8 protein-coding genes are annotated in these 12,497 nt (G+C 41.2%); 4 read left to right on the top strand and 4 right to left on the bottom strand.

The genetic code is table 11. The annotated features are described in order from the left end of the window. Position 1 precedes the first annotated feature (1 nt). Both aroC and DC094_RS15440 read left to right on the top strand, forming a co-directional pair. Positions 2–1,132 carry a chorismate synthase gene (aroC, locus tag DC094_RS15445; RefSeq protein WP_116688030.1) on the top strand — a complete coding sequence of 377 codons (1,131 nt, stop codon included), beginning with the start codon at positions 2–4 and terminating at the stop codon, positions 1,130–1,132. A 3-nt stretch (positions 1,133–1,135) separates the two neighbouring features. Next, positions 1,136–2,359 carry an MFS transporter gene (locus DC094_RS15440; RefSeq protein ID WP_116688029.1) on the top strand — a complete coding sequence of 408 codons (1,224 nt, stop codon included), beginning with the start codon at positions 1,136–1,138 and terminating at the stop codon, positions 2,357–2,359. A gap of 156 nt (positions 2,360–2,515) precedes the next feature. Here the strand turns inward: DC094_RS15440 and cpaB are convergent, their stop codons facing one another. The 3 genes from cpaB to DC094_RS15425 all read right to left on the bottom strand — a co-directional run bounded on the left by cpaB (position 2,516) and on the right by DC094_RS15425 (position 9,359). After that, complete coding sequence (gene cpaB, locus DC094_RS15435; protein WP_116688028.1) at positions 2,516–3,307, bottom strand: metalloprotease secretion chaperone CpaB; 792 nt, start codon at positions 3,305–3,307, stop codon at positions 2,516–2,518. A gap of 446 nt (positions 3,308–3,753) precedes the next feature. Beyond that, a complete protein-coding gene (locus DC094_RS15430) occupies positions 3,754–5,577 on the bottom strand; it encodes a zinc-dependent metalloprotease family protein (RefSeq protein ID WP_116688027.1) in 1,824 nt (607 codons plus the stop codon). Between the two features lie 1,937 nt (positions 5,578–7,514). Then, on the bottom strand, positions 7,515–9,359 hold the full coding sequence (locus DC094_RS15425) for a zinc-dependent metalloprotease family protein (protein ID WP_116688026.1): 1,845 nt from the start codon (positions 9,357–9,359) through the stop codon (positions 7,515–7,517). A gap of 728 nt (positions 9,360–10,087) precedes the next feature. On the opposite strand from DC094_RS15425, the gene DC094_RS15415 reads away from it, so the two are divergent. Further along, positions 10,088–11,098, top strand: a complete 1,011-nt coding sequence (locus DC094_RS15415) for an IS66 family transposase (protein WP_116688024.1) — start codon at positions 10,088–10,090, stop codon at positions 11,096–11,098. Positions 11,099–11,336: 238 nt separating this feature from the next. Here DC094_RS15415 and DC094_RS15410 read toward each other — a convergent pair whose 3' ends face one another. Further along, on the bottom strand, positions 11,337–11,525 hold the full coding sequence (locus DC094_RS15410; protein WP_116688023.1) for a hypothetical protein: 189 nt from the start codon (positions 11,523–11,525) through the stop codon (positions 11,337–11,339). A gap of 338 nt (positions 11,526–11,863) precedes the next feature. Here DC094_RS15410 and DC094_RS15405 point away from each other — a divergent pair, with 338 nt between their 5' ends. Continuing rightward, positions 11,864–12,430: a 3'-5' exonuclease gene (locus tag DC094_RS15405; protein ID WP_133245570.1), complete on the top strand. Its 567-nt coding sequence runs from the start codon at positions 11,864–11,866 to the stop codon at positions 12,428–12,430. The last annotated feature ends 67 nt before the right edge of the window (positions 12,431–12,497 follow it).

The following is a 12,497-nucleotide window of genomic DNA, read 5'->3' as shown; positions in this document are numbered from 1 at the left end:
CATGTCAGGGAATAGTTTTGGAAAGCTCTTCACCATTTCTACGTTTGGTGAAAGTCATGGCCCGGCTCTGGGGTGTATTATTGACGGTTGCCCTCCGGGGTTAGAACTCACCGAGGCCGACTTGCAGATTGATCTAGATCGTCGTCGCCCAGGTACTTCACGCCATACCACGCAGCGACGTGAGCCGGATCAGGTAAAAATTCTTTCAGGTGTTTTTGAAGGTAAAACCACCGGCACACCGATTGGCCTGCTGATTGAAAATACCGATCAACGCTCAAAAGATTACGGCAATATTGCCGAGCAATTTCGTCCGGCGCATGCCGATTATTGCTACCAGCATAAATATGGTATTCGTGATTATCGCGGTGGTGGTCGTTCATCCGCCCGCGAAACGGCCATGCGAGTTGCTGCAGGTGCCGTGGCTAAAAAATATTTAAAAGAAAAAATGGGCGTTGAAATTCGCGGTTATTTATCTCAATTGGGCCCGATTAAACTGGATTTAAAAGATTGGTCTGCGGTAAGTCAAAATCCATTTTTCTGCCCAGATCCTGAAAAGGTGTCTGAGTTAGAAGAATATATGGATGCCTTGCGTAAAGAAGGTGATTCGATTGGTGCTAAAGTGACTGTGATTGCCGATGGTGTGCCGGTCGGTTTAGGCGAGCCAATTTTTGATCGATTAGATGCTGAACTGGCCCATGCATTAATGAGCATTAATGCGGTTAAAGCGGTCGATATTGGTGATGGCTTTGCAGTAGTTGAGCAAAAAGGCACCGAACACCGCGATGAAATGACACCCGAAGGTTTTTTATCAAACCACTCTGGCGGCATTTTAGGTGGTATTTCAACTGGCCAGCAAATTAAAGCCAGCATTGCTTTAAAGCCAACTTCTAGTTTGCGTCTGCCGGGTCGCTCGGTTGATATGCAAGGTAACCCGGTAGAGGTCATTACCAAAGGTCGTCACGACCCGTGTGTTGGCATTCGCGCGACACCGATTGCTGAAGCGATGATGGCACTAGTACTCATTGATCATTTGCTGCGTCATCGGGCGCAAAATGCTGACGTTGATACCTCAGCCCAATTTGCGATTGCTGCTCAAGCGCCAATTGATTCAAACGAATCTAAAGGCGAATAAACTATGACCGGGCAACTTCCTTATTGGCGGTTGTCTGGCTTTTATTTTTTCTATTTCGCCAGTCTTGGCACCTTGCTTCCTTACTGGGGGCTCTATCTCGACCAGCGCGGTTTCAGCGCATTTCAAATCGGCACGCTGTTTGCCATTCTCTCTGCCACCAAACTGGTTGCGCCTTATCTGTGGGGCCAGTTAGCCGATCGGCTGGGGCGGCGAATGATGGTTATTCGCTTAGGTGCCTTGCTGGCTGCCTTGGCTTTTCCTTGGGTATTGTTTGCTGATTTATTTTGGCAAATGTTGTTGCTTATTGTTTTATTTAGCTTTTTCTGGAATGCTATTTTACCGCAATTTGAAGCGGTGACTTTTAGTTATTTAGGCAATAATAGTTTTCAATACAGCAGAATTCGTCTATGGGGTTCGCTGGGATTTATTGTTGCTGTGACGCTGCTGGCTCAGGCCTTGAATTATTTTGACTTAGAAGTGATTCCTATAGCGGTGAGCTTGGTGATTGTGCTGATTTTAGTTGCTGCGCTATATGTGAAAGAACCGATTAAAGCGCTTGTTGTTCAAGAAAATTCTGGCAAAGAATTCACATCAAAAGAATCTACCGATAAGCTATTAACAGCGACAGCAGTTGGCGATTCAATTCAAACGATTATTAAAAAACCAGCAGTAATGGCTTTGCTGGCAGTTTGTTTTTTATCGCAATTTTCCCACGGTACTTATTACAGCTTTTATAGCTTGTACCTAGAACAACTCGGTTACAGCAAAACACTCATCGGCACCATGTGGTCAGCTGGTGTGGTGGCAGAAGTGATTATATTCAGCCAGATGTATCGATTGTTAAAACGGTTTGGCCCAGAAAAATTACTGTTAGCTGGTTTGTTGCTGACTACTATTCGCTGGCTAATGATCGGCTATACCGCGCAGTCGTTGTACTTGCTACTCGCTGCGCAACTGTTACATGCGGCCAGTTTTGGTGTCTTTCACGGTGCAGCAATTGAACTGATCCATCGGCATTTCAAAGGCAAGGTGCAGGGGCGAGGGCAGGCAATCTACTCTTCAATTAGCTTTGGTGCTGGCGTTGCGCTAGGTAGTTTTGTTGCAGGCATTGGCTGGGATTATTTTTCACCACAATCGGTATTTACCTTCTCTGCCATTGTTGCATTTAGCGGCACATTGGTTTGTTGGAAGTGGTTGAAGCCGGTTTCGGCAGTGGCAGCAGGGTGAGGCGTTGTTGCGGTTTAATGCCTTTGGAAAAGTTTTAGCTCAAGCCAACCAGTTTGAATATAAAATGGTTGGCTTATTATGAATTAAAGCTTGGGCTAGTTAAGTAAGCGCTTTTGGCTTTACCCCTTGGGTATTGTATAAATACAGAATTGCCCATTAATGCTTGTCTGGATTTGGTGGTTGTATAGAATCTTTAGTATTATGCAGATCATTTTCTTGGGGCGCAATCCAACCAATATTGTCTTTAGCTTCAATAGTATAAGATCCGCCAGAAAAATAAACATTTCCAACTACATAATTATCACTTAACGCTTGAGTGAAACTAAATTCATGAAATTTTTTATTGTCATCAGGAAAAAATCCTCTCCAATGAATAATACCATCAAGCACTGTTCTTTCAGTCACTTCAGCGCGTAATGTAGGGGTCGTTGCGTTGGGTAATTGCAATTCAAACGTTTCACCCACTAAGGTGACTTCTAACCGAAAAGGCTGAAAACCAATGAATTGTCTTCCATCATCGATTTTTTCTTGGGGTAATGGGTAAGTGAGTTGGCTAACTGCATCTTCTTTATTGATTGGTTTCCATAGCGTTTTTTGAGATAAACCTAGCTGCATATCTTGATCTGATATATATACGTCGGGGCGATCGTTTTGTAATAATACTAAACGTGTCTCGGCACGTATTTGTTCTTTTTGTGGTGCGTTTATACTGCTAGCGTCAGGGTCGAGTATTTTTTTTCTTTCGGGGTCATTGTTTGAAATGACGTTTTCTTTTGTCGGTAGATCAATGATATCGCTATCATTTAAATCAATGTTTATGGCTGTTGGTTCTATTGTAGGCTCTATTGCTTGAGCTTTTGTTTTCACAGGTTGTTGGTTTAGTAATAATTGACTGCCAATAATGGTAATGCTCGCAGCCACTAAAAGAAGGATTTTAAGATTTGTCATGGATCTATCACCGTTTTTATTTTAAACAATAACCATTGGAGGTCTATTTTATTTATGCGAGAACTCCGATCACTTAAAACCACATGACCTAGTAATTCATTGTTTTGCCTAGTTAGTGGTGAATCATCGGTCGAGTGCATTGATTTTTAACAATAATCAATGCGGCGCAGAGATGCAAGATTGTGAAATACACAGAAATAGATCATTTTAGATATAGTTCCAAAGGTTGGGTAATGCTTAGCGTGTCTGATTCATTCAAAACCTCTCCGCCCTTAAGGTGGTGTGATTTTTGTGCAAACTCATTGTAAACAATGAGGAATCAGACACGCTTCTTTTGTTTGATCAATCAACTAGGGTTTTGCTTACTTCCGGATTTTTGCAATGGGCTTAATAGTCTCACCGAATATTAAATTGATGGATGAGAGTACTAAGTTCCTTAGCTAACCCTAATAGAAGTTAGCAGCATACGGCGTATTTTGATTGATGACTCTAACAGCATCATGCTGATTTTCTATACCGCGAGGTCGAAGCAAATCATCGTAAAGACTTGGAGTAGAATAATAGGGTGCACTGTTCCTACACATAGCACTCTCTTTGTATCCATGACCATAGCCATTTTGCCCACCACGACAATGTTCTAATCCCATATTATGACCGAACTCATGCCGCATTACGGTAGTGCCGCATCCTAGCTTACCAACAGCAACCATATGATATCTATGTACATTATAAAATGCAGCGATATTATCATTTACATAAGCACGTCCACAGACGCCAGTTTGTGTGCCCACATAATATACAGCATCTGCACTAAGCTCTGCTCTAGTGGTTTGTACTTCAGAGTTCCTATCAGGCATATTGCCAAGAACTGCGTTACTACTGTTACCAGAGATTGTCATTTTTACAATACCAGCCAACTTTAACCTAGCATTTGCTTTGGAATTGTGAAGCGTAGTATTCGTTAACCTAAAACTCTCATACATTCTAGCGCGCGCACCATTTTCACCAAGACTATTGGCAACAGCGTCACTATAAACCAGTAACATAGAAATAGTCTCAGTGGCTCGCACCCAACGGTTTTCAGCCCTTAGGAACTGAATTTCTTCACCGCTACTAACAGAGACTGCCCCTAATAACGGTGAGTCGCTTGAAGTCACTTCAAATTCTAAATCAGCGCCGCTAGTAATAGTTACTCTATCACCATTGGTAGCATGGCGACTTAAACGCACTTCAGAATTCCAGTTCCTATTGTGAACAGTAACATGCGTGTTCGGTGTAATACTTGAAGGGATACCTCTACTAAATAGGCTTTTAACCGAGTGATGAGTGACTGGGCTTTTTATTAATTTCCACTCCTGGTCGCTTTCAACATACATAAATTCATAAACATCACCGCTATTGACAAGCAGCGACCCTACATTGTCTTCAACCCCTTGGTGATTGATTTCAGACTGCAATGCGCCTGTTGACGTAATGCGAATGCGATCTCGATCAAAGGCTTGTGCGGGTAGAGTGATGCGCCTTGTCCAACTGCTATCGCTAAGAGAAAGTACCATTAGAGGGCTTGTAGGACGTGGTAATTGATGGCTGTTCAATAAAGTATCCGGCGTAAGATAATGAGCAGGTGTTAGAATTGGAAACCATTTACTATCTTCTGTATTGTATTGATATATATATGAATCTCTGTTTTTAACTGCATAATGGTTTGCATATGCTAAAACGCCTGTGTCACTGAAACTCGAATTCCGAGATGCGTGAGATTTAACAATTAACAGTGCATTGTTTGGAGCGCTAGCAGGAAATGATATAGAAGGTGCCCAATTATTATTGGCGATACTATAAAGAATAATGGTTGCATCAGTTGTTGGTAATTGTGCATCTATGCTATTAGGGTTCCACCTTACAACGGTATCACCGTATATTCCCCAATCATTTGTTCGCTTCGCAAATAGATATGTTTGCCCCTGTAGTAAAGGAATAGAAACATCTTTGGCGAGTCCAGTGAAAACCCCTTGAATAAAACTGCGAGATGCTGCATTTGATGATATACGGATGGTTGTGCCTATTTCAGCATCTTTAGGCAATTTTATATCCCTTGTCCAGTTCCCATTATAGGTTGTGAAATAGATATCACTATAGGTACCGGGTATTTGTCCATTGGTCACGATGTCGCTATTAGGTGTTAAATTAATCGCCCAAGAAGTAGTGCTGATTAACAAGAGCAGAAACGTTAATCCCACTTGTTGCAGGAGATTTGGAAATGTTTTCATGATCAGAGCCCTCAATCATATATTTAAATCTAAATGGGCTATATAGGTGATTATATAGATGTTTATATAAGTGGTTGTAAGGTATTCGCCGCTTTTTGATGACCCTGTAAATAACCAGATAAATCGCTTTGCACGGAACATAAGTAATTCTTACTTATATTGTTCTAAATCCGTAACGCCGAATCACTGAATTTGTTCGTAAAAAATTTTCAAGTTAAGAGAATGCTTATGTTTTGTCAAACCTGACAATGCCATTTTTTAATCTGTGTAGGTGATTTTTTGAATTTATATCACTCAACGCTAAAGTTTTTCTATCTTGACATTGGAACGCTGCTACGAAAGGGCAGCAGAAGTTTTCAGTATCTCAATATCACAGCATAACAATAGCTATCTGACGGTCCTAAGATGCAGCTTTTATCTTTTTTCGTCAAATTAATTACATGTTGATTCGTCATCTTCATGTTGTCGCAATGTTTCTTGGTAAATTAAATTGCTCGCTGAAAAATAATGCTTCAGTATATCTGATGCACCATCAAAAAATCATATGGTCTGCATTGTTGTTACTGAGCTTGGTCATAGAAGTTTGGTCGCAGAAGCTTGGGCTAATTTGAATACACAAGATTGAGTTAGTTTTTTTGAAACTGGATGACACCCACAAAAATCAGTTCAATAAATATCATGCATTCTTAGCGTTCATAGAATCAAAGATAAAGTAATTGGTTGTTGTATTAATGCCTAGACATTGATTTTTAGCGTTAATGACAGGCACCACTACAGTGCTGGTTGGATTTCAAGGTTTTCTGTATGGAAAACAATTGCAATCCAAAAGCTTGGCGGATCTGAGTGGTTGCCAATAAAAAAATTAACTCACAGTGGGTTAGTAATTGATACTGCCGATTTATCGATGTGGTTTTTTATAATTTTGATTGTGGGCAATTTCTAAGCTGGATGGCGACACTGAAGTCATCAAAATAAATTTTTCTAATAACATTGATAGTCCAGATCTTTGGATGATAAATATTATGTGGTTAAAATGTGTGGATATTTAAATAGTCAGTCAGTCATAAGGTGAATTTTTGTGAGTGTTGTTAAAGTTTTGTGTGGCAGGTGTTTTGAATAGTTAAAGCCAGAATTTTAAACAGGAAATGGGGGTTAACCTTGTTAGGGTCGAAGAAATTTTAAATTGCCCTGAACGGTTTCAATTTCTGAAATGATTTTTCTGGAGCGGAGCTACCATCCCTGGCACATAGGTTCCGGCTTCTCGGCTTTGGCATTCTGCATCGCCCTAATCCGTGCATCCATGCACTTCTTGTCTGGAATGACGGCTCGGAGTATGTTGTAAACTACAGTGCTTCATTAGTCACTCCGTCATGCTCGCCATGGGAGGCGGATATCCATAAGCAGGGAGAGCAAAACTCTAAAGTTTTCCCACATGTTAGCAGGTAAAGTTGAATAATTAGCAACCGGTGTATTATTTAATTCCAAGCCCTTTATATCTGCTGTACTCATCTTTTAATTGACTGTTTATTCTTTCTAGCGTAATTCGTTCGTTGTCGTGAATGTCTTTTGGCTGTCGATGCTCTATCGGTTTGCAACGTGTTATCTCGGCTAATATTTTCGATTTTTTTATATTGATTTTAATATCAATCAATATGGTGGAAGGGTGCTGGGTAGCGAGGGGGGACGGAAATAAATCATTTTTGATATGGTTTCAAAGATTAGGTAGTGCGTTGAATGTTTTATTTATTCAAACCCTCACTGCCGTCGAGGTGGTTTGATTTAGCTTTTTTTTCGAACTCATTGTAAGCAATAAGGAATCAGGCACATTTTTTTGTTTGGTTTATCAACCACAATCATGCTTGCTTCCAGGTTTTTACAGTGGGCTCAGTAGTCTCACCAAATAATAAATGGATAAATGAGACTACTGAGCTCCTTAGTTATTCCTGAAAGAAATTAGAAACAACCGGTGCATTTTCATTGATAACTCTAACAGCATCATGCTGATTTTCTATGCCACGAGGTAGAAGTAAATCATTGTAAAAATTTGGGGAAGAGTAGTAAGGTGCACGGTTTCCACACATAACACTCCCCTTGTATCCATGGCCGTAGCCATTTTGCCCGCCATTACAATGTTCTAATCCCATGTTATGACCAAACTCATGTCGCATTACGCTCGTACCACACCCGAGCCTGCCAAGAGCTACCATGTAATTTCTATGATAATCTTTACCATAGTATGAAAGTGCATTGTGATTTCGATAAGCAAGCCCACAGGCGCCAGTTTGTACGCCCAGATAAAATACAGAATCTGCTTCAAGCTCTAGTCTAACGCGTAACATCTCAGATTCACTTCTAGCCATGTTGTAAACAACATTGCCAGCATCGTTACCGGGTACTGTCATTTTTATAATGCCAGCGAGTTTTAATCTAGCATTTACGTTTGAATTGCGAAGCGCAGCATTCGTTAACCTAAAACTTTCATACATCCTGGCTCGCGCGCCATTTTCACCGAGACTATTGGCAACAGCATCGCTATAAGCCAGCAACATAGAAATAGTCTCAGTGGCTCGCACCCAACGGTTATCAGTTCTTAAGAACTGTATTTCATCACCTCGATTAACAAAGACTTCCCCTAATAGCGGTGAGTCGCTTGCGGTCACTTTAAATTCTAAATTAGCGTCGCTGGCAATGGTTATTCTGTCACCATTGGTCGCATGGCGACTTAAGCGCACGACAGGTCTCCAGTTATCGTTGTAAGCAGAAACACGCATGTTTGGTGTAATAAGAGGAGGGATGCTGCCATAAGGCAAATCTCTCACTAAGTAACGAGTGACCGGGCTTTTTAATAATTTCCACTCTTGCTCGTTGCCAGCATACATAAACTCATAAACATCACCTCTATTGACAGACAGTGACCCTATATTGTCCTCAACTCCTTGGTGACTTATCTGAGACTGCCATGTGGCTGTTGACGTAATGCGAACGCGATCTCGATCAAAAGCCTGCGTAGGGAGCGTGGTTCGCCCCGTCCAACTGCCATCTCCAAGAGAAAGCACCGTTAAAGGGCTTGTAGGGCGTGGTATTTCGTGACCGTTCAATAAAGCATTTGGCGCAAGCGAACGAACAGGAGCAATCACTAAAGACCATTTCTCTTCATCGGTATCATATTGATACATATATAGATCCCGATATTTAATCGCATGACGATTTGCATTTACTAAAACGCCTGTGTCATTGAAACTCGAATCCCAGTACGCTTGTGATGCAACGATTAATAAGGCATCTTTTGGCGCACTAGCGGGAAACGATATGGATGATGTCCAATTATGATTAGATACAAAATAAATAATAATGGTCGCATCAGTTACGGGTAACTGACTTCCTATGCTATTAGGACTCCACCTTACAACGGTATCACCGTGTATATCCCAATCACCTGATCGTTTCGTAAAAAGATAACTTTGTCCTTCTAACAAAGGAATAGAAACGTCTTTGGTAAGTCCAGAAATTCCAGTAAAAACGCCCCGAATAGCACTAGGTGCAGTTGTATTCGATGATATACGGATAGTTGTTCCTATTTGGGCGTTTGGCGGTAACTTTATATCGTTTATCCAGTTCCTATCGTAAGTTGAGAAATTGATCTCACTATAAATACCGGGTATTTGTCCATTGATAACGTTGTTACTGTTGGGTGTTAAATTAATTGCCCAAGAAGTACTGCTGCTCAGCAAGAGTAGAAACATCAGTCCAACTCGTTGTTGGAAATTTAAAAATGTTTTCATGATTAAAGCCCTCAATCATATGTTTAAATCTAAATGGGCTATATAGTTGATTATATAGGTGATTATATAGGTGATTATATAGGTGATTATATGGGTGGCTATATCAGTGGTTGTAAGGCATTCTCCGCTTTTGATGGTGTTGTAAATAACCAAACAAAGCGCTTGCACGAAACATGAGAAATTCTTACTTATGTTACTCTAAATTCGTAACGCCAAGCCACCGAGTTTATTTGTGAAAACTTTTAAAAATAGGAGGATGTTTATATTTTGTCAAATCTGTAAGTGTTGCTTTAAATCTGTGCAGATACTAATTTTACTTTATTTTTCTCGATGCTACAGTTTTTCTATCTTGACATTAGAATGCTGCTAAGAATGGACTTCAGAAGTTTTCAGCATTTCAGCATCACAGCGGCTGTCTGGCGGTGCCAAAGTGCAGCTTTCATGTTTTGCCGTAAAATTATTTACATGTTGATTCGTCACTTTTATATTGTCGTAATGTTTCTTAATGAATTTAGTAGTCCGATGAAAAACAATGTTTCAGTAAATATGACGCACTATCAAAAAAATTACATTGCCTGTATTAATTAGTAATCATTCAGCATAAATAATCCGGCTTACGCTAGTTTGCGATTTTGTTTCCGTAACTGACTCGACATTATAAATACGGCATCTTTATTATTTCTATTGCAATATAGCGATTTTCAGTTTTACGGCGCTGGCACCTCATTTTGACCATCGATAAGATTAATATCACACAGACTTTGGATGATGCAAAGCTGGCGCTAAAGCAAGATCAGTTGATCTCAGCGTCGACCCGCGCCATCTTTCAAATCATGTTGTTGTTGGTAATGGTTGAGTTGATGGCAAATAAATTAGGGCTTAACAGTCGCAATAGCAGCATTGCTCCCTCTCAAGATATCCATCGCAAAAAGTCCGCTACAAGCAAACGCACAATCACCGATAAAAAACCAGGCGGACAACCCGGCCATATTGGAAGCACGCTTACGTCGGTTGATCATCCCGATGAAGTCGTCACGCTGCCTTTAGACAAGCGCAGCTTGCTTAAAGGGGAGTGCTGGGAATCGGTGGGTTATGAAGCTCGGCAAGTAATCGAGCTCCATATCCAGCGTAAGGTGGTTGAGTATCAAGCCCAGATTATGAGAAATCAGCGGGGTCAACAACGCACGGCGACCTTTCCTGCTGATGCAAAGCGACCGATTCAATATGGGCATTCAGTCATTGCACATGCAGTGTATCTATCGATGTACCAATTGATTCCTTACGAGCGATTACAAAATCAATTTCAAGATATGTTTGGTATTGATCTGAGTATGGGTACGTTGGTTAACTCTAATCAGCAGCTTGCTGAGCGCTTACATCGTGTTTTTAAGCCATTAGCAATTGAGCAAATTGCTTTAGCGGATGTGGCGTGTGCTGATGAGACGGGCGTCAATATCAATGCATCCCGCCACTGGGTTCACGGCATCTCCAGTACGCATTGGGCGCTATTAACACCCTATAAACAGAGAGGCGCGCAGGCAATGAAAGATATTGGCGTGTTACCTCGCTTCAAAGGTGTATTGGTGCATGACCATTGGAGTGCTTATTTGCAATTTGAATGTCAGCATCAGTATTGCAATGCTCATTATCTTAGAGAATTGATTCGTGCCCATGAACAAGGTGATTGTCGATGGGCAAAGCTGGTATACCTTGAAGAGCGCCAGCCGGTTCGCCCGTGATTAAGGTGGGCATAGCTGGTAAAATAGTTAACCAGCCATAAAATTAATTTTGGTAGATATTGTTTTGCAATGCTCATTATCTTAGAGAATTGATTCGTGCCCATGAGCAAGATGATTGTCGATGGGCAAAGCTGGTATACCTTGAAGAGCGCCAGCCGGTTCGCCCGTGATTAAGGTGGGCATAGCTGGTAAAATAGTTAACCAGCCATAAAATTAATTTTGGTAGATATTGTTAAAGCTATGGGTGGCACGTGTTTTCTTCTTTTTCCTCGTCATAATTAAATTCGTCCGCCTTAAACCAGCGTGATTGTCGTTCTTTAGGCTGATATCGATCACGCTCTGCAAATCGAGGGTCGCGCTTGCGGAAGTTGCCATCAGCAACATAGGCATCCAGCCAAAAAAAGCGCCAGCCAAAAAAAAGCGCCACCCAAAATAATGAATGTAGCGGGTAAAGAATAAGTTATGAGTAAACCGGTCTAATGTTTTATTGGTTTGCTCTGCATAAAAATATTTTGTTCTTGATCAAGTAAGACTGTGGGTGGCAAGTGCTAGCTCGCAAGTGCTAGCTCGCAAGTGCTAGCTCTATAAAAGTAGCGCCAGAACTGAGAAATACTTCATTGGAGAAGCTCTATATTGTTTTTAGAGTAGGAATGGGAAGCATGTCATTGTTTTGCCGAGTTTGAAGCAAAATAAGTTTAATTTGCTGCTGGTGGGTTTTACTATAGATCTGCTTCAAGGTTATTTTATGGGGCGAGGAGAGTGGCTTTGCGATTACTATTGATTGATCTTGAATGTACTTGTTGTGATATGCAATCGATTCCACGCGAGTCAATGGAAATGATTGAAATTGGCGCAGTGGTTGGTGAATTATCAGAAAGTCAATTTAAAACTATCGATATCTGTCAGCTATATATCCAGCCTGAAGATTACCCGCAACTTACCGCTTTTTGTACCGAGTTGACTGGAATATCACAGCTGCAAGTTGATGCGGCGGAAAAGCTACCAGCAGTTTTGCTTGAGTTTGCCAAATGGCTGGATGAAGTGCGCCCCCAAGCATGGGGTAGTTGGGGTAAGTTTGACCTTCGCCACTTCACCTTTGAAGTTGAAAGCAAACGGCTGGAAAACCCGTTAATCAATTTACAGCATTTTAATATCAAGCAGCTATTTTCTCGTATACACAAGCACCGGGTTGGCCTTGCCAGAGCAGTGATGATGAGCAAACTGGAGTTTGTTGGCAGGCACCATTCTGGTGTTGATGATGCGAGAAATATCGCCAATATTCTGGCGCATGATCTGAAGCTAAGACAGGCAGTTTTAAAACGTGCAGTTTGAAGTGTTTATGAAAAAGGTTCAGGTTTTAACAGCTTGCTGGGCCTTTATTAGTTTACTCTGCATAAAA

The sequence above is a fragment of the Pelagibaculum spongiae genome (assembly GCF_003097315.1).
GTDB classification, from domain to species: domain Bacteria; phylum Pseudomonadota; class Gammaproteobacteria; order Enterobacterales; family Pelagibaculaceae; genus Pelagibaculum; species Pelagibaculum spongiae.
The sequence above is the reverse complement of the archived record's forward strand: the minus strand, read 5'-3'. Positions and strand labels throughout refer to the sequence as shown.

Excerpts from the sequence above, each read along its gene's own strand:
- DC094_RS15440 (WP_116688029.1), top strand. The coding sequence starts at position 1,136 with ATGACCGGGCAACTTCCTTATTGGCGGTTGTCTGGCTTTTATTTTTTC.
- cpaB (WP_116688028.1), bottom strand. The coding sequence starts at position 3,307 with ATGACAAATCTTAAAATCCTTCTTTTAGTGGCTGCGAGCATTACCATT.
- DC094_RS15425 (WP_116688026.1), bottom strand. The coding sequence starts at position 9,359 with ATGAAAACATTTTTAAATTTCCAACAACGAGTTGGACTGATGTTTCTA.
- DC094_RS15430 (WP_116688027.1), bottom strand. The coding sequence starts at position 5,577 with ATGAAAACATTTCCAAATCTCCTGCAACAAGTGGGATTAACGTTTCTG.
- aroC (WP_116688030.1), top strand. The coding sequence starts at position 2 with ATGTCAGGGAATAGTTTTGGAAAGCTCTTCACCATTTCTACGTTTGGT.